We start from the raw sequence: 17,557 nt of genomic DNA, 5'->3' as shown, positions 1-17,557 counted from the left end.
CTTCTGGCCGTTCTCAAGTTAGATAACCGCTTCTGTTTTGAAATTCCAGTCACGTACGTCTACAAAATGTCCCTTAACCGCTGCTGCCGCTGCCATTGCTGGCGAAACCAGATGCGTACGTCCACCGCGGCCTTGACGACCTTCAAAGTTACGGTTGGAAGTCGATGCGCAGCGCTGTCCTGGCTGCAGTACGTCTGGATTCATCGCGAGACACATGCTGCATCCAGCGTCACGCCATTCAAAACCGGCTTCCGTGAAGATTTTGTCCAAACCTTCTTTTTCTGCCTGAATTTTAACACGCCCGGAGCCAGGTACGACAATAGCAGTGACATTACTTGAAACCGTGTGCCCTTTAGCAACTTTTGCTGCTGCACGAAGATCCTCAATCCGCCCGTTTGTGCAGGAACCGATAAAGACATAATCCACCGGAATTTCGGAGATTGGCGTTCCTGGAGTGAGTCCCATATATTCTAGAGCCTTCTCAGCAGCTTTACGTTCATTTTCAGTAGGCAGCTCTGCAGGTACAGGAACTTTCGAAGAAATGTCTGTTCCCATCCCCGGGCTTGTGCCCCAAGTTACTTGCGGAATCAAGGACTCCACATCAATCTCAACGACGCGATCAAACTCCGCGCCTTCATCTGTTACAAGCTCTTTCCAAGCTGCAACAGCTTCGTCGAACTTCGCACCCGCTGGCACGTATTCGCGTCCACGCAAATATTCAAACGTCGTTTCGTCTGGTGCGATCATACCCGCTCTTGCTCCGCCTTCAATGGACATGTTGCATACCGTCATACGCTCTTCCATGCTCAGTTCACGGATAGACTCACCTGTGTACTCGATAACATAACCTGTTGCAAAATCTGTGCCATACTTGGCAATAACCGCAAGAATCATATCTTTTGCCGTTACCCCCGGATTGCGTTTGCCGACAAAGCGAACTTCCATCGTTTTGGCTTTCGCCTGCTGCAAACATTGAGTAGCCATTACGTGTTCCACTTCACTTGTTCCGATACCAAATGCCAGTGCACCAAACGCGCCGTGCGTGGATGTGTGGCTGTCGCCGCATACAATCGTTTTACCCGGATGAGTCAGGCCCAGCTCAGGTCCCATAACGTGTACAACGCCTTGATCGATCGTGTCCAGATCATACAGTTTCACACCGAAATCACGGCAGTTCTGAGATAGGGTGTCAATTTGCTGTTTGGAGATCGGATCTGTAATGTTGAAACGATCCTTCGTTGGCACGTTGTGGTCCATTGTTGCAAATGTCAGCTCTGGACGGCGTACTTTACGACCGCTCAGACGAAGTCCTTCAAACGCCTGCGGGGATGTTACTTCATGCACCAGATGCAGATCAATATACAGGATGCTTGGTTTTCCTTCTTCCTGATGAATCACATGGTTTTCCCAAATTTTCTCAAACATCGTTTTTTTACTCATCATTTTCACCTCATCATAAGTTCGGTCCTTGGAAGAGCCTCGTGTATCCGTCTAAAAAGTGAAGCTCTTGAATGACATTAATATATCACCCCGTCCTTCATTGTTCCAAGATATAATATCTATAGATGTAATAGGTTAAACCTATAATAAGACAAACAGCAATAAACCACTGCTGCACACAGAGGTTTTGATTGATAACAATTATCATTATCATATAATTCTTATAGTAGATGTATGCATCCGCCATGTCAATGCTTTGAACCATTCTTTTATAAATATGGAGTGAAAACGTAGGTTCTGCGGGTTAAATCACGACTTTTTCCGCTTTAATGATATAATAATGTTATCGATGAAAGGAATGACATGTACAAATGGAATTCAGACAACTTCAATATACGCTGCAGATTGCAGCCGAACGGAACTTTTCACGGGCCGCGGAGAAACTGCACATTGCCCAGCCATCCCTCAGTCAGCAGCTGTCCAAGTTGGAAAAGGAACTGGGCGTACTGCTGTTTCAACGGAATACGAGCACGGTTGAGCTGACTCACGCAGGCGTTACTTTTGTGGAGCAGGCCCAGAAGATTGTGGATGCCATGGAACTGCTGCGCCAGGAGATGTCGGATATTTCACAGCTTCGAAAAGGCAAGGTTGTGGTAGGCAGTATGCCGATCACCGGCTCTCATCTGCTGCCGCATGTACTCCCGGCCTTTCAGCAAGCCTACCCTGATATTGAGGTTACACTGCTTGAGGACTCCGGTATTACACTTGAAAAATTAACCGCCAGCGGCAAAGCTGATCTCAGCCTGCTTTCTCTACCTCTGCAGGAACCCAGTTTATCTTACGTTAAAATTGGCGAGGAGCGCATTGATTTGGCTGTACCGCCCAATCACCCTTTGGCCCAGCGGGGAACACCAGGTCATCTGGAACCTGTACGTATAGATGAACTTCGCGATGAACCCTTTGTTGTACTAAAAAAAGGACAGGGCTTCCGCAAGCTGACATTTGATCTCTGCGAACAGGCTGGCTTTGACCCTCAGGTTGTTTTTGAGAGCACCAACATTGAAACCCTGCAATCGCTGGTAGCCACAGGCATGGGTATCACCTTGGTTCCCCGGTTTATCGCCCGTGCGCCGCGCAGTGAATTCGTTCCTGTTTATGTTCCCCTTGCCGATCCGGCTCCGAGCCGTACCCTCGTTGTTGCTTACCGTCAAGGGAGAGTACTTTCCAAAGCAGCAGAAGCCTTCATCAAAACATTTCAACAAACCGTGACCGAACTGTCCAAGGCTGATATGGTATCGGGATAACCCCTTCAACGATGAATCAGCGTCATAGAAGTTTCACAACCAATGCGAAAAAGCTGTCCGCACCCCTTTCGCGGTTCAGAACTGCTTATCGATGTCAGTCTATAAACAATCAAAGAGGCCAGTCGTTTCCGACTGGCCTCTTTGATTAACCTGAATGCTGCATTGCAACAACAAATACTTAACCGCGTGACTGCATTCCAGAACTTTGCCTGGAACATCACTCTTCATAGAACTTCTTCTACGTTGAAAGTGTTCACGCCAGTCATGATCATACGTCAAACTTATCTTTCGAAGCAGTGCAGCGTCTCTTGTTCCAGTACACTGTTGCTTGTCCATTTTTAGCTTGGATCATTCTTTTGACTTCGTCAACTTGCAAAACATCATCTTATTTAAAATGTCTGATTCGACCTCTGCATACTGCACAGAAACTTTGTCATTCAATTTGATTACAGCTTCACTTCGTGGTATTCCCTACACTATCCTGATTTGAACAAATATCGTTCTAAACCTTACCTTCGCAAATTCCGATCACTTGTCAGCCTGTTCTGTTGATCCATGGTACGGCCTTCATCCTCTACCGTTTCAGGGGGTGATAAGCCTCCTGTCCCATTCTCTAAGAATGCTCTCAAATGATCTACCCTTCTGTTACCTTGTTCCAGTCTCCTGAGCGTATCTTTCACATGGTTGTCCATTGATTGATCATCCTCCTTGGTGACGGGATAGTTATTATTACCCGCCTCCTGGAGCGATAAACAGTTTATACAAAAATTCTATCTTTTTTGTTATCTTTTTAAAGATTTCATTTAAAATAAATACTTGGTCGGCGATCCTCAAACACGGGAATACGGCCGCGGACTTCATCCACCAGCGCTGGACGGATCACTCCAGATACAATTTCTTCTCCTTCGCCGCCTTCAGACACAATCTCGCCCCATGGGTCGATAATCAGAGAGTGACCAAAAAATTCAGTATCTCCCCCTGTGCCAACGCGGTTACAAGCAATGACATACATCTGGTTTTCGATAGCCCGAGCGGTCAGCAGTGTGCGCCAGTGATGCAGACGCGGATTTGGCCATTCAGCTGGCACAATAAGTGCACGCGCACCATTTAGAGCAAGTGTTCGCGCTAGTTCCGGGAAACGAATGTCATAACAGATCGATGCCCCGGCAGTCAGACCATTGCCAAGCTCAAACATTTCAGGCTGTACACCTGGCTCCAAATATTTCTCCTCATCCATCAGTCGGAACAAGTGAAGTTTATCGTAACGCGATACCTCTTCACCTTCCTCATTGTAGACATACATTGTATTGTAAATCTGTCCGTCACGCTTCTCGGCAATAGAGCCGCCAATGATCGAGATATGATGTTTTTTGGCAAAAGCAGACAGCCACTTTCTAGATGTGACACCTTCCACGTCAGCAAGTTCATGAATTTGCGACAATGCATATCCGGTGTTCCACATCTCGGGAAGCACAGCCAGCTTCACATCCGGATACTGCTGCACTGCACGTTCCAGCAGCATCTGCATATGTTTATGGTTAGCTTCCGGATCTCCCAGCTTAATATCACCTTGAATCAAGGCAACCCGCATTTCTCCTTGTTGTCCAGTCATGACCCAACACTCCTCCGAACCGTAATACTTGATATCATAGCTTGATCCCCTGAAAATTCGCAACCTGTATTAATGCAAATGTCCAACTAGCAATTCAGGCAGCCTGTCCAACAGCCGATCACACGTCTGGGCATCCCCTGAATTCCAGAGCAATTCGTCCAAATGGTACACACGACCTCTTTTTACAGCTGCAAGCGTTCGCCACGCTGGACTTTGTATCAACGTATCTGTGGCCTGCCGCGCAGCTGGCTCCTGAGGCAGCATGAGGAAAAGATGGTCTCCAGCATACTCCTGAACGGTTTCGGCCGAAATTTCTTTATATGCTCTTCCCGCTTCGAGTGCTTCCTGCACTTTATGAACCGGTCTGAAGCCAAGCGGGTGATATAGGAAAGGCGCAAGTCCTATGTTCCCCATCACAAACAATCGTTCTCCGCGATGGTATGTGAGCACAGAGGCTGTTTCACCCTGTTGAATCACCCGGCCAATCTTCTCCCACATCCGTACTGTACGCTTCTCATACAAGCTGAGCCATCGTTTGACCTGTAACTGTCTGCCAAACCAGCTTCCGGCTCTGGTCACACGCTCCGTAAGAGATGCATGAGAATTGTAAGCCAGTGTAGGTGCAATACATGATAATTGTTCATACAGATGCTGATCTCCACTATCCACAATGATTAGATCCGGCTCCAGACGAGCGGCTCTTTCGACATTAATTGTAGTAACTGCCTCAGCCCTCTGATCTTCAAGCAGACGAATACCCAATACTTGCAAGTCTCCCGAAGTGTGACCCAAATAGATCACTCGTTCCGGATTTGAAGGAATAAGTACATCATGCCCGAGCCAATCCTGGACCAGCGTCTGCTGCTGAATCGATCGGTCATACTGTCGTGGGGATAATCCGGTAATCTGGCGAAAACGTCTGCTGAAATAATACTCATCTTTGAATCCGACACGACCCGCAATATCACGCAAAGGATCATCCGTCGTGCGCAGCCATTCTTTGGCATGCTGGATACGCACATGATTAACATAATCAAGCGGTTTATGTCCTGTTCGCCGTCTGAACATTGTCGTGTATGCAGCAGAACGAATGCCGGCCATAGCGGCAAGCTTCTGGACGGAAATCTCTTCGGAGTAATGCTCATCGATGTACTGAATGGTACTGGCTAATCCGGATTCCTGAGACGGCTCTGTATCCGTTGACGAGTAAAGTGTAATAATCCGTTCCATCCAGCGTTGGAACAAAGTGTTCAAGTGACTGTACTCAGCGTCGTTTCTATAACTCCGTGCCTCATATAATTCTTTAAGTTCCCCGTTGAAAGAGGGAGACCCAGGACCGTTTAATTGATTCCGTTTTGGGAACAAGGGCCCTGCATACTTCAGCATATGAGTTGATAACCATTGGAACACATCATATTTCACAATCGTATATGCTAATTCTTTTGAATTTCTGTGTTCAAGCTGGTATGCCTCATCGGGGGAAATCGGATAGATACATCCTGCAGCAAATGGCCAGTGTTCCTTTCCAATGAATAAGCACGCTTCCCCTTCTTCACAGATTAAAAATGTATGTTTATCACACTGTACCTCAAGCATAATCTGATCCGATATTTCGATTCGCTGCTGTATATGATTCAGCCGAAACATGAAAGCCGAGAAGAATAACTCATCACCATTCATATCTATTGTCTTCATATAAATCCACCTCTTGGTGCCTGGTATTCAATGAGAATTATTATCACTAAAGTCTTCTATGAATTTATTATAGTCGAGTGCTGTTTACTGTTCCAGATCCATTTGTGTTAACTCCCTGACCGGAAGACGCATGCTTAGCTGGGACCACAGAGTATAAAAGCGCTCAACAAAAGTTGAACGCTCTCTGTATATTTCATTCATTTGAAATCTCGTCCAGTACAATTGGAGTCTGAAGATTCGTTATCCTGGTATCCGCCGCGTATGATCATTCCTTAGTAAATCATCTGTTTTGGCAGCTCTTTCAGCAGCCATTCTCTCGACATTGCATCACCTGAAGCTTTGACAATATCCAAGCGATACACTCTGCCAGCTTTAACTGCAGGCAGGTTTTTCCATACGGAACTGTTTAGTAATTCACTGGTCGACTTTCTCGCGTCATCCGTTACAGGGTCAAGGACGAATATCCGATCCCCTGCAATTTCTGTCATCTTCTCCATAGAAATCTCGGCGAATCCCATCTCATCGTCCAGTAACTTCTGAACTTCAGGTGTAGGCTTCAGGCCATCTTTGCCATATAACAGCTGAGGCAGTCCCGCTCCAGCCATTACAAAAAGACGATTTCCCGGATACATCGTAAATACCGATGCCGTCTCTCCTTCTTTCAAACCATTCTGATGAAGCTGCTTCCACATGTCCTCTGCAGCTTTTTTGTTCGCAATAATCCATTCTTCAGCCTCTTGTTTCTTGTTTAACAAATCGCCCAGAGTTCTCAACCGATCCTCCAGTGGTGCAAATGAATTAAAGGTTACCGTAGGTGCAATCTTCGAAATCTGATCGTACTGAGCCTCATCGCTATTCGAGAAAATAATCAAATCCGGGTTCAGCCCGAGCACTTTCTCTACACTTATAGGAAATCCTACATCTGTCGCATCAGCGACCTGATCATCAAATACCATACCCTCCTGCCGGAGTATGCCTACCGGAATAACGCCAAGCGCGACCAAATCCCCGGTCACTTCTCCATGATAGATTACACGTTCAGGATTGACAGGCACGGTCACATTATGACCTGTCCAATCTTTGAACTGCTTTGTCTGCACTGTTTTCCCCTCATCGGCCGCAAGCTGCTTCCCATTGTCGGTGCCTCCTCCTGCCTGGTTTATCGCTGAAGCAGTTTGATTTTCCGGCCCTGCTGGTGCTGTTGTCTGATTTCCACATGCGAGCAGCAGAACAGATAAAGCTGTGGCCGTCAATACAACTGCCGTATTTCGGAATTTGTCTTGGAATTTGTTTTGGAACTTGCTTTGCATCTCTATTTCTCCCCCTGTTAGATGTGCTTCTGATTTTTGAATAACAATGATATTGATTATCATTATCGTAAAATATCTTAAACTATCGTTTTTCCGATCTCAATGGACAAACTTGAATGATCCAATTCTCTTTTGTACAAAATGTCCTGTCTCACTTCTATCTCCCTCTATACAGCTCGGGATTGGCGTGATAAATTAATGAGAACGTTTTGCCATAAATGAATATCCGGAGTGATAAATACGATGACGAATTCAGAACATAGACCTGCTTCTTCAGCCTTTCCAATCCCGTCTGCACATGTCATGTCTCAGCTGCCAACGCAATTTTTTGCAACCCTTGTTCAAAATGTGAACCGTGAGATTGCAAGCGGTCATGATGTCATCAATCTGGGGCAGGGTAATCCCGATACTCCTACACCACCGCATATTATTCAATCCTTACAGCAGTCAGCTGAGAATCCGCTTTATCATAAATACTCTCCGTTTCGCGGGTATGCCTTTCTAAAGGAAAGCTGCTGCCAAGCGCTACAAAGAAGATTACAACGTTGACTTGGATCCCGAGACCGAAATCGCGATTCTTTTTGGTGGTAAAACCGGTCTGGTTCAATTACCGCAAGTCTTATTGAATCCCGGGGATGTATGTCTGGTTCCCGATCCCGGGTATCCCGATTATTGGTCTGGTGTTGCTCTCGCACAGGCGCGTATGAGCTTTATGCCTCTACTGCAAGGCAACGCATTTCTGCCCGATTACGAAGCGATCTCTGCCGATGACCGGCAAAAGGCCAAGCTGATGTTCCTGAACTATCCAAATAATCCGACTTCAGCTGCGGCTCCGCTATCCTTCTATGAGGACACTGTAGAATTCGCAATGCAGCATAAGATTGTCGTTGCCAGTGATTTTGCATACGGTGCCATCGGATATGACGGGCATCGTCCGGTCAGCTTTTTGCAAGCCCCGGGAGCCAAAGAGGTTGGCGTCGAATTTTATACATTATCCAAAACATATAATATGGCCGGATGGCGTGTTGGATTCGCACTGGGAAATGCTGAGATCATCTCTAAAATCAATCTGCTGCAGGATCATATTTATGTCAGCCTTTTTGGTGGTATCCAAGCTGCCGCGGCAGAAGCTCTGACCGGCCCGCAGGATTGCGTGACTTCGCTGGTTGCGCGGTATGAATCCCGCCGAAATGCGTTCTATGATGCCCTTTCCGACATCGGTTGGAAAGCATCTAAGCCGGAAGGTTCATTTTTTGGCTGGCTGCCTGTGCCTGACGGTTATACATCTGCTGGTTTGACGGACATATTGCTGCGAGAAGCAAAGGTTGCTGTCGCGCCTGGGATCGGTTTTGGCTCCCATGGGGAAGGTTATGTACGTGTAGGTCTTCTGAGTGATGAGCACCGGCTGCGTGAAGCGGCAGAGCGAATAGGCAAGCTTCATCTGTTCAAGTAAGCCTCGAGGTTTCTTCTGGCAAACACGTGAATACAATCCCTTTGCATATGCCAAGTTTCCATGGTATGTTATAAGAAATAATGAGAACGAAACGTGATGACGGGACCAGTAAGAGAGAACCAGCTGCGCACAGAGAGTAAATTCCATCTGGCTGCAAGAATTTACCGCGGCTTCTCTCCGAAACCTACCCCTGAGCGGCCTGTTGTGAACAGGACAGTGCCTTCTGTTACAGGGCATGAAGCCGGATGATCTGATCATCAATAAAGGTGGTACCGCGGAAGTAACGAACTTTCGTCCTTTTTTACCAAAGGATGAGAGTTTTTTTTGTACCTGAATAGGCTGCTTCATCATCGCTGATTAACTATGTTTAAGGAAGTGAAATCATGACCTCACGTATTGTCGTTAAAATCGGGAGCAGCTCATTGACAACCGAAGAAGGCGGTTTGGATCGTCGGGCAATCTCATTTTTTGCAGATGAAATTGCCTCCCTGTCAGCACAGGGCCATGAAGTGCTGCTCGTTACATCCGGTGCAGTTGCCGCCGGATTTCGGGAGATTGGATACCCGCAGCGTCCCAAACCGTTACATGAGAAACAAGCAGCTGCCGCTGTCGGTCAGGCTCTGCTGATGCAGGCATATCAACAGGCTTTTGCAGCGCACCGCGTTACTACGGCACAAATCCTATTAACTCGTACTGACTTTCACAGCCGCAAGCGGATGGGAAATGCAGGCATGACTGTAGAAGAACTGCTGAAACAGCGTGTCATTCCGATTTTTAACGAAAATGATACCGTGTCTGTTGACGAATTGAAATTTGGCGATAACGATCTGCTATCTGCATTGGTCGCCAACCTGGTCAAGGCACAGCACCTTGTTATTGTCACAGATACCAATGGATTGTACACAGCAGATCCACGCAAAGATCCGGCGGCCAAACGCTATGATCGTATCCCTGAAATCACAGCCGAGATATACGCGTATGCGGGGGGCTCGGGATCATCTGTGGGTACAGGCGGGATGCGCTCCAAGGTCGATGCAGCCAAAGTGGCTACACGCGGAGGCGTACCCGTATTTGTCGGAAGTGTAAAAGAACCTGGGGATCTGCAGCTGGCGGTCGATGGAACAGGCAAAGGCACGTATTTTGAAACAAAACTGGCTTCTCTCTCCCGTAAAAAGCAGTGGCTCGGCTTTATGTCCACTCCACTCGGTACGGTCGTTGTGGATCAGGGCGCCGAAGAAGCATTGGTTCATGGCGGTCACAGTCTGCTTCCTGTAGGCGTGAAGCGTGTACTGGGAACCTTCCATGCCGGAGACGTAGTCGAAGTACAGGGTCCAGATGAAACGCTCCTGGGTCGCGGTATCGTCAATTATGATGATGATCAGCTTCGTCAGATCGCAGGCCTGCCGAGCGGTGAGGTTATGAAACAGCTGAACAGCATCCATAGGCTTGAAGTGATTCATCGGGATGAATGGATTACCTTAAAATAACAACTTTTATATTTAATTTTAGAGGAGGAATTCAAAATGAGTGAAGTGCGAGAAAAAGCCGGCAGAGCCAAATCTGTCGTGAACGAACTGAACCGACTGACTACCGAACAGAAAAACGCTGCACTGCGCGTTATGGCTGACGCCTTGATTGCAGCCTCTGATGCCATCATTTCCGCCAATGCAGAAGATTTGGATCGCGGCAGAGAACAAGGGACGCCCGAATCGATGCTCGACCGGCTTGCATTGAACAAAGAACGTATAGCAGGTATTGCCGAAGGCCTGCGGCAAATTGCAGAACTTCCTGATCCAGTCGGCGAAGTGCTCGAAACTTTTACACGTCCCAATGGTCTGCATATCGAAAAATTAAGAGTGCCTATCGGCCTAATCGGCATTATCTATGAAGCTCGTCCTAATGTAACGGTTGATGCAGCAGGACTTTGCCTTAAAACAGGCAATGCAGTGCTGCTGCGCGGCGGTTCTTCTGCGCTGTCCTCCAATCGGAAAATTGTCGAGGTGCTGCATCAGGCACTTGCAGCAACCGCTATGCCTGCGGATGCACTGCAGCTTGTGGAAGACGCAGACCGTGCATCTGTTGACGAAATGCTCAAACTGAACGGTCTGCTGGATGTCATCATTCCGCGCGGCGGTGCATCTCTTATCCGTACTGTCGTCGCCAACGCAACGGTACCCGTCATCGAAACGGGTGCTGGCATCTGTCATACGTATGTCGATGAGTCGGCGGATGATGTGATGGCCGCAGACATCGCGATCAATGCCAAGGCACAGCGCCCATCGGTATGTAATTCCATGGAAACCCTGCTGCTGCATGAAGCGTATGCGGCAAAACATCTCCCATCACTGGCCGAGCGTTTCCGTGAAGCAAATGTGGTTCTTAAAGGCTGTGAAAACGTTCGCCGCCTTGTTCCGACAGCGCTTGAAGCATCAGAGGAAGATTATGCAACCGAGTATAACGATTATATTTTGAACATTCGCATTGTGAACGATCTGGATGAAGCACTGCAGCATATTGCACACTATGGAACCAAACACTCCGAATGTATCGTAACCCGGGACACAGCTCATGCTGAACGCTTTATGCATGAAGTCGATGCAGCAGCTGTCTATCACAATGCCTCGACTCGTTTCACTGACGGATTTGAGTTCGGGTACGGTGCGGAGATCGGAATCAGTACACAAAAACTTCATGCACGCGGTCCGATGGGACTGCCTGCGTTAACCTCCAGTAAATACCGGATTACGGGTAACGGCCAGATTCGTCAATAATATTAGAAACACCAGTTATTTAGGAGGAACGATAATTATGAGCCAAGAGCAGCAGACATTATTACAGCAAAAGATTACTTTCCACGGGGCAGGCGCGATGGCTGAAGCCATCGTGCGTGGACTCATTTCCCGTCTTGTCGTTCGTCCTCAGGATATTACCATGCTGAATCGCAGCAATCTGAAACGGCAGGAGGAGCTCGGCACCCGCTACGCTGTTCATACCGGAACGGCTTCACAATCGCTGGATCTTCTTGCCGCATCCCCGGTTATTGTACTGTGTATGAAACCAAAAGATGCCGCAGCCGCGCTGCGTGAACTGGGGCCGCTGTTGTCTAAGGACCAGCTGATCGTATCCGTTATTGCCGGACTGTCCATTCGTACGATGCAGAGTCTGCTCGGACGCAAACAGCCGATTGCAAGAACGATGCCTAATACGTCCAGTACGATCGGACTTGGAGCAACCGGACTTGCTTTCTCTGCAGAGATTACGGATGAACAGCGCAGTACAGTCATGACACTTTTTGAAGCTGTAGGAATCGTAACCATCGTACCGGAAGATAAACTCGAAGTGCTTACCGGGATATCCGGCAGCGGCCCAGCTTATGTGTACTATCTGATGGAAGCCATGATTGCAGCCGGAATTCGCGGCGGTTTGTCCAGCCAGCAGTCTCGTGATCTAACCGTGCAGACCGTACTCGGTGCTGCACGCATGGTGCAGCAGACTGGTCTTGAACCGATGAAACTTCGCAGTGATGTCACCTCCCCAGGAGGTGCAACGCAGGCTGCTCTCAAAACGCTGGATGAAGGTGACTTCTTTGAAAATGTGATTGCAGCCGTGAACCGCTGTGCAGAGCGCTCGCGTGAGATGGGAGCTGCATTGGAAGGAGATTTAAAACATGAATAATATGTGTACCGCCACATATCGTCTGCATGATGATCATGCTGATTTTCACAAAAAGGCCCAATCCATCGCCATCGGCATGACTGTAGGCAGCTGGACCGAGCTTCCTCAGGCGCAGCGTGATGCGATGCAGAAGCACTTGGGCGAAGTACTCAAGGTTGAGGTTAAGGAAGCCAACGACTCGCCTTCTGGCGAGCGTTACGCAGACATTACCATTGGTTATCCGGATATCAACTTTAGCCGGGATATCCCTGCGCTGCTGGTGACCGTCTTCGGCAAAATCTCGATGGATGGACGAATCAAACTGCAGCATCTTGGTTTCTCGGATAGCTTCCTGCGCGCATTCCCTGGACCTAAGTTTGGCCTGAACGGTGTTCGTGACCTGCTTGGCGTGCATGACCGGCCGCTGCTCATGAGTATTTTTAAATCCGTCATCGGACTTAATGCTGATGAACTGCGTGAACAATTTATTCGTCAGGCCCTTGGCGGAGTTGATCTCATCAAGGATGATGAAATTTTGTTTGAGAACAAACTGACTCCGATCGAAAAAAGAGTTGAGGTCTGTATGAAGGCAGCCGAGCAGGCTCGCCAGGAAACAGGCAAAAAGCTTCTGTATGCAGCCAATCTGACGGGTCCTACCTCCCGATTAAAGCAGCAGGCTGAACGCGCAATTGGTGCAGGAGCTAACGCACTGCTCTTTAATGTACTGTCCTACGGTTATGATGTACTGCATGAACTAAGCAGTGATCCCGATATCAACGTGCCGATTATGGCTCACCCGGCACTCGCTGGTGCATTGTACCCTTCGCCGCATTACGGTATTGCTGCCTCCGTGGTATTGGGACAGCTGATGCGCCTCGCTGGTGCTGATCTTGTGCTCTTCCCTTCACCTTATGGCTCTGTCACTATGCCGAAGGAAGAAAACATGGCGATCACAGAGCAGCTGCTTACACCGCACCTGACGGTAAGAACAAGCATGCCTGTACCATCTGCCGGCATTCATCCAGGGCTTGTGCCGATGATTCTAAGAGACTTTGGCAAAGATGTGATCGTCAATGCCGGGGGCGGGATTCATGGACATCCAATGGGAACCGAGGCAGGCGGACGTGCTTTTCTGCAGGCGATTGAAGCCGCAGGACGCTCCATTCCACTCGCCCAATACGCAGCCGATCATCCAGAACTGAAAAGCGCACTGGATCTATGGGGTGGCGAGCGATGAGAAGTCATAAAAAAACAGCGATCTTTTGTGACTTTGACGGAACGATTACACTCTCCGACAACATCGTTGCGATCATGAAACACTTTAAACCTGAAGGCATTGATGCCATTATGAAAGATACTATTGAACAAAAGGTTTCTCTGCGTGAAGGTGTCGGCGCGATGTTTGCGCTGCTGCCTCGTCGCAAAAAGACGAGATTGTTGAATTTGTACTTGGACAAGCGGGTATTCGCGAAGGGTTTGCTGCATTTTTGGAATATGTTCGAAGTGAAGGCATTGAATTTAATGTAACCAGCGGCGGCATGGACTTTTTCATTGAGCCGTTACTCGCTCCTTTTGATATTCCCCAGGATCATGTGTACTGCAACGGCGCAGACTTCTCAGGCGAATACATTCGCATTGAATGGCCTCATCCCTGTCAGCCACCTTGTGAGAACGGCTGCGGGATGTGTAAGACGACCGTAATTCGAACATTCCCTGAAAACGAATATAACCGCATTCTCATCGGAGACAGTCTGACAGACTTTGAAGGTGCTAAAATAGCGGACCTGGTCTATTCTCGCTCAATCCTGACGGATAAGTGCGTGGAACTCGGTGTGGATCATGTACCTTTCACAACCTTTTATGACATCATCGAAGATATGAAGCAGAAGCAATCACAAGGAGTGCTGTAGACATGGGTTTTGAAAAGATTACACTTGAACATAAACGCCAGGTTCTTGAAGAACTGGCTGATGTCAAAGCATTGTTCGCGAGCCGAAACTGGTTTCCGGGGACAAGCGGCAATCTGTCGATGCGGGTGGGGGAGTTTGACCCGGAACAGTTTTATTTCGCAGTTACCGCCTCAGGCAAAGACAAGTCTCTTCGCACGCCCGAAGATTTCCTTTTTGTTGATAAAGAAGGCAAAGCGATTGAAGCCACTACCTTGAAACCCAGCGCCGAAACGCTGATTCACTGTGAAATTTATCGGTTGACCGGCTGCGGCGCAGTGTTTCATGTGCATACCGTATATAACAATCTGATCAGCGAATTTTTCGGTGATCAGGGCCATGTGCCGATTCAAGGAATCGAATTGATCAAGGCCTTTAACATTTGGGAGGAAAATGCGGCCATTCGTGTACCTGTGCTGCCGAACTTTGCACATATTCCTTCCATCGCTGAACTTGTGCCAGGTGCGCTGGACGCAAGTGTTCCTGGAATTCTGCTCCGCAACCATGGAATCTATGCATGGGGCAGGGATGCATTTGAAGCAAAACGTCACCTGGAAGCCTTTGAATTTTTGTTTGAGGTGATGTACCGCCAGCTGCTGCTGAAAGGTGCATCGAAGTAACACGCTGCGGTTGGATCAGACTGCGTACTTCAATGATTCAGCGTGAATTTAATAAAAATATAGAAAAACACACCTATGGCTGTTGGTCAGCCCGGTGTGTTTTTAATTTAGAAATAACTTTGGAAATGATTTTTGGGAACCATGATAAACATTACGATTTTTTATCCTGATCCTTGAACAGGAACAAACTCTCCAATTCGTCATCCTTCGTGCCGCTGGTACTTGACAAGCCGGTACCCGCTGCTGTCTGACGCTTATTCCCTAATAACAGCTTCACCCCACCAAAGATCAGAAGCAGTGAAACAATCACTGTATTTAAATGGGAACGTATCTCATATGTCAGGAACACGTTCGGGAACAGCTCATTCAGCTGCGGAATAATCAGGCGAATCGTTAAATAGTACAGGCCGAGAGCTGCAATCCCGAATCCGATTAAACGCTGGTGACGGACCCAGTCTTTGAATATAGGCTGATCACTCAGCGGTTCTCGTCCATAACGACTGGAACACTGAAGTCCATCGAAAAAGCTGTAGAACCAGATCAGCGGAATCATAAACAGAAATACAGACAAGCGAAGCAGATCCAGTATATAGATACTCCCTAAGAAAAGAAACATCAGCTGCAGGCCTCTCTTCTGCAGACCGAGATACATATGTCCTGCTCCCGGAAAAGCGGAAAGCAGTGTCGCCAGCACTTTGCTGCGCCGACCCATGATTTTGCCTGTTTCCAGCTCTTCGAACAACGTTCGATCCTGCAGCACTTCACCTGCCTGCTTGCGATGTACATGCTGGACCGCATCAAACATGCAGTATACCCAGATCACAGGCAGAATGAGAAGAAACATTAAAAATACAGATTCGTTCGTAATGGCGGATACAAAAACCATCATCGCAAATGATCCAAAAAACGCGATCAGGAAGGACAAACCGCGGTGAAGCAATCCAAGATGCATATGCCCAAGACCGGGTACGAAAGAAAGCAAAATGGTAAAGAATCGTTCCCCTTCACTGCCTTTTTGGTACATCGGCTGAGGCTGAGTATAGGCATCGCGGGGATATCCGGTATATCCAGGCTGACCCTGTCCATCCTGATGATGCATGTCTTCCTCCGTTCGCGATTCCAGCGGTGACTGCCTGACATCATAAGCTCCCTGGTTGACCTGTCCCTGCCGCGGATCGGGAGGACCATAATAGATGCCCGGCGCGCTGTAATACGTTTCTTGGACTGGCTGGGCGGAAAGCAGCACAATGATCATGTCCAGCATACTCAGACACCAGAAAAAGATGACGCCTAACAGGCCGACAATTAATAAATCTTTCTCGTGGGTCAGAAAGGCCAGCATAAAAAAACCAATGCCCGTTCCGAAAAATAACAACGGGTAAACGACAGCCCGGACAGTACGCCGCCAATATAGAAATCCCAGTCCGGGAAACAGGTTTAATAAAAATGCAAGTAGTTTATTACGATCTGAATGCACAGTCGTCATTCCTTTCTGTATCAGGCCCTATACAAACAACCATTCAAGGTTTGGGCTTGAAGTTATCGAGCCATGAGGCAGCTGCCTCGGTCCATTTCTCAGTAAACGAGCCTGCTGCGTCGCCTTCTTGGAATTTATGATAAGGAGCTACCTTGTCAAACAGTCCGGAAGAAAGAAAAATCAATGTCAAACAGGCTGCTACGGCGTAATGAAATGTTCTGTGCTCAAACCATCGGCGGTTTCTTCCACCACGGGACTTACGTGCTTTGCCTGCAGTAGGCAGATTCTCGATTCGGTTCATCACGGTATCGGTAAAGTTAACCGGATTCGTTAATTCAGGGTAGTCCTGCTTCAACCCCAAAGCTTCGAGATAGTGCTGCATCGCATCGGGTTCATGAAGAAGAAACTGCTCCATCCGAACGGCTTCTCTTTCAGTGAGTCGACCCTCGATATAATCACTCCACTGCCGAACAGTGTATACCTCATTTGTACTCACGCCACTCCTCCTCCTTCCAATGATTTCGAATCCACTGCCTGGCTCGGTATAACCTTGACTCAACCGTTTTTACAGCAACCTGGGCCTCATGAGCAATTTGTTCATAATTTTTCTCACTCAGATAATACGCGGTGATGATATCCCGATGCTGGGGAGGCAGCTGGTCGATTTTTTTGCGAAGAATCTCCTGCCGTTCTTTGCGAATAACACGGGATAGAACGTCTTCATCCCGCCCAGGCAGGTTCACGATCTTTTCTTCTCCGCCCAAATCTTCAGCACTTCTTCTGCCCAGCCTGCGTTTGGCATCGATGGCCTTATGAAAGGCAATCCGGGTTATCCACGTTTTGAAACCTTCGGACCGGTAATCGGGGAGAGATTTGTAGATCTGAATGAACGCCTCCTGAGCAGCATCTTGTGCATCCTGGTCATTACGCAGTACAGAATACGCAACATGATAAACATGCTGACTGTATTTGTCGATCAGAACACGCATCTTGGATGCATCTCCTTGACGGATTTGTTCAATTATTAGCGCTTCATCAATAACTCT

The 17,557-nt window shown here is 48.0% G+C and carries 14 protein-coding genes, 2 pseudogenes and 1 other annotated feature; of the genes and pseudogenes, 8 read left to right on the top strand and 8 right to left on the bottom strand.

Translation table 11 applies throughout. The features are described 5' to 3' along the window. Positions 1 to 18: 18 nt before the first annotated feature. Positions 19 to 1,440 (bottom strand): 3-isopropylmalate dehydratase large subunit, encoded by a 1,422-nt coding sequence (gene leuC / locus ABXS70_RS08365; protein ID WP_342556375.1) that lies wholly within the window; start codon positions 1,438 to 1,440, stop codon positions 19 to 21. A 371-nt stretch (positions 1,441 to 1,811) separates the two neighbouring features. On the opposite strand from leuC, the gene ABXS70_RS08360 reads away from it, so the two are divergent. Continuing rightward, positions 1,812 to 2,744: a LysR family transcriptional regulator gene (locus ABXS70_RS08360; protein ID WP_342551648.1), complete on the top strand. Its 933-nt coding sequence runs from the start codon at positions 1,812 to 1,814 to the stop codon at positions 2,742 to 2,744. Positions 2,745 to 3,253: 509 nt separating this feature from the next. On the opposite strand, the gene ABXS70_RS08355 is transcribed toward ABXS70_RS08360, so the two are convergent. The 4 genes from ABXS70_RS08355 to ABXS70_RS08340 form a co-directional block, all read right to left on the bottom strand. Next, positions 3,254 to 3,436: a hypothetical protein gene (locus tag ABXS70_RS08355; RefSeq protein ID WP_366295232.1), complete on the bottom strand. Its 183-nt coding sequence runs from the start codon at positions 3,434 to 3,436 to the stop codon at positions 3,254 to 3,256. Between the two features lie 107 nt (positions 3,437 to 3,543). Further along, positions 3,544 to 4,356 carry a carbon-nitrogen family hydrolase gene (locus ABXS70_RS08350; protein WP_366295230.1) on the bottom strand — a complete coding sequence of 271 codons (813 nt, stop codon included), beginning with the start codon at positions 4,354 to 4,356 and terminating at the stop codon, positions 3,544 to 3,546. A gap of 69 nt (positions 4,357 to 4,425) precedes the next feature. Continuing rightward, positions 4,426 to 6,051, bottom strand: coding sequence for an AraC family transcriptional regulator (locus ABXS70_RS08345; RefSeq protein WP_366295228.1), 1,626 nt, complete (start codon positions 6,049 to 6,051; stop codon positions 4,426 to 4,428). A gap of 272 nt (positions 6,052 to 6,323) precedes the next feature. Next, on the bottom strand, positions 6,324 to 7,361 hold the full coding sequence (locus ABXS70_RS08340) for an ABC transporter substrate-binding protein (RefSeq protein WP_342551651.1): 1,038 nt from the start codon (positions 7,359 to 7,361) through the stop codon (positions 6,324 to 6,326). A gap of 243 nt (positions 7,362 to 7,604) precedes the next feature. On the opposite strand from ABXS70_RS08340, the pseudogene ABXS70_RS08335 reads away from it, so the two are divergent. The 7 genes and pseudogenes from ABXS70_RS08335 (at position 7,605) to ABXS70_RS08305 (ending at position 15,034) form a co-directional block, all read left to right on the top strand. Continuing rightward, positions 7,605 to 8,814, top strand: a pseudogene (locus ABXS70_RS08335) (pyridoxal phosphate-dependent aminotransferase). Positions 8,815 to 8,901: 87 nt separating this feature from the next. Beyond that, positions 8,902 to 9,116: a binding site (T-box leader), on the top strand. Between the two features lie 81 nt (positions 9,117 to 9,197). Next, positions 9,198 to 10,301 carry a glutamate 5-kinase gene (proB, locus tag ABXS70_RS08330; protein ID WP_342551653.1) on the top strand — a complete coding sequence of 368 codons (1,104 nt, stop codon included), beginning with the start codon at positions 9,198 to 9,200 and terminating at the stop codon, positions 10,299 to 10,301. A 36-nt stretch (positions 10,302 to 10,337) separates the two neighbouring features. Further along, entirely contained in the window at positions 10,338 to 11,585 is a 1,248-nt protein-coding gene (locus ABXS70_RS08325; RefSeq protein ID WP_342551654.1) for a glutamate-5-semialdehyde dehydrogenase, read from the top strand. Between the two features lie 37 nt (positions 11,586 to 11,622). Continuing rightward, entirely contained in the window at positions 11,623 to 12,489 is an 867-nt protein-coding gene (gene proC, locus ABXS70_RS08320; RefSeq protein ID WP_342551655.1) for a pyrroline-5-carboxylate reductase, read from the top strand. Beyond that, entirely contained in the window at positions 12,482 to 13,705 is a 1,224-nt protein-coding gene (locus ABXS70_RS08315) for a 2,3-diketo-5-methylthiopentyl-1-phosphate enolase (RefSeq protein ID WP_366295225.1), read from the top strand. The genes proC and ABXS70_RS08315 overlap by 8 nt, the downstream gene beginning before the upstream one ends. After that, a pseudogene (locus ABXS70_RS08310) lies at positions 13,702 to 14,378 on the top strand (2-hydroxy-3-keto-5-methylthiopentenyl-1-phosphate phosphatase). The gene ABXS70_RS08315 and the pseudogene ABXS70_RS08310 overlap by 4 nt, the downstream one beginning before the upstream one ends. Positions 14,379 to 14,380: 2 nt before the next feature. Then, positions 14,381 to 15,034 (top strand): methylthioribulose 1-phosphate dehydratase, encoded by a 654-nt coding sequence (locus ABXS70_RS08305; RefSeq protein ID WP_342551658.1) that lies wholly within the window; start codon positions 14,381 to 14,383, stop codon positions 15,032 to 15,034. Between the two features lie 151 nt (positions 15,035 to 15,185). Here the strand turns inward: ABXS70_RS08305 and ABXS70_RS08300 are convergent, their stop codons facing one another. The 3 genes from ABXS70_RS08300 to ABXS70_RS08290 are packed head-to-tail and all read right to left on the bottom strand — an operon-like array spanning position 15,186 to position 17,500. Further along, a complete protein-coding gene (locus tag ABXS70_RS08300) occupies positions 15,186 to 16,520 on the bottom strand; it encodes a multi-tm2 domain protein (RefSeq protein ID WP_342551659.1) in 1,335 nt (444 codons plus the stop codon). A gap of 34 nt (positions 16,521 to 16,554) precedes the next feature. Further along, a complete protein-coding gene (locus ABXS70_RS08295) occupies positions 16,555 to 17,007 on the bottom strand; it encodes a hypothetical protein (protein WP_342551660.1) in 453 nt (150 codons plus the stop codon). Further along, a complete protein-coding gene (locus ABXS70_RS08290) occupies positions 16,994 to 17,500 on the bottom strand; it encodes a sigma-70 family RNA polymerase sigma factor (RefSeq protein ID WP_342551661.1) in 507 nt (168 codons plus the stop codon). The genes ABXS70_RS08295 and ABXS70_RS08290 overlap by 14 nt, the downstream gene beginning before the upstream one ends. Between the last annotated feature and the right edge of the window lie 57 nt (positions 17,501 to 17,557).

This window comes from Paenibacillus sp. AN1007 (assembly GCF_040702995.1).
Taxonomy (GTDB): Bacteria; Bacillota; Bacilli; order Paenibacillales; family Paenibacillaceae; genus Paenibacillus.
The sequence above is the reverse complement of the archived record's forward strand: the minus strand, read 5'-3'. Positions and strand labels throughout refer to the sequence as shown.

Coding starts and splice junctions, on each gene's coding strand:
- leuC (WP_342556375.1), bottom strand. CDS start 1,440: ATGAGTAAAAAAACGATGTTTGAGAAAATTTGGGAAAACCATGTGATT.
- ABXS70_RS08315 (WP_366295225.1), top strand. CDS start 12,482: ATGAATAATATGTGTACCGCCACATATCGTCTGCATGATGATCATGCT.
- proC (WP_342551655.1), top strand. CDS start 11,623: ATGAGCCAAGAGCAGCAGACATTATTACAGCAAAAGATTACTTTCCAC.
- ABXS70_RS08350 (WP_366295230.1), bottom strand. CDS start 4,356: ATGACTGGACAACAAGGAGAAATGCGGGTTGCCTTGATTCAAGGTGAT.
- ABXS70_RS08355 (WP_366295232.1), bottom strand. CDS start 3,436: ATGGACAACCATGTGAAAGATACGCTCAGGAGACTGGAACAAGGTAAC.
- ABXS70_RS08290 (WP_342551661.1), bottom strand. CDS start 17,500: ATGCGTGTTCTGATCGACAAATACAGTCAGCATGTTTATCATGTTGCG.
- ABXS70_RS08300 (WP_342551659.1), bottom strand. CDS start 16,520: ATGACGACTGTGCATTCAGATCGTAATAAACTACTTGCATTTTTATTA.
- ABXS70_RS08325 (WP_342551654.1), top strand. CDS start 10,338: ATGAGTGAAGTGCGAGAAAAAGCCGGCAGAGCCAAATCTGTCGTGAAC.
- ABXS70_RS08360 (WP_342551648.1), top strand. CDS start 1,812: ATGGAATTCAGACAACTTCAATATACGCTGCAGATTGCAGCCGAACGG.
- ABXS70_RS08305 (WP_342551658.1), top strand. CDS start 14,381: ATGGGTTTTGAAAAGATTACACTTGAACATAAACGCCAGGTTCTTGAA.
- ABXS70_RS08345 (WP_366295228.1), bottom strand. CDS start 6,051: ATGAAGACAATAGATATGAATGGTGATGAGTTATTCTTCTCGGCTTTC.
- ABXS70_RS08340 (WP_342551651.1), bottom strand. CDS start 7,361: ATGCAAAGCAAGTTCCAAAACAAATTCCAAGACAAATTCCGAAATACG.
- proB (WP_342551653.1), top strand. CDS start 9,198: ATGACCTCACGTATTGTCGTTAAAATCGGGAGCAGCTCATTGACAACC.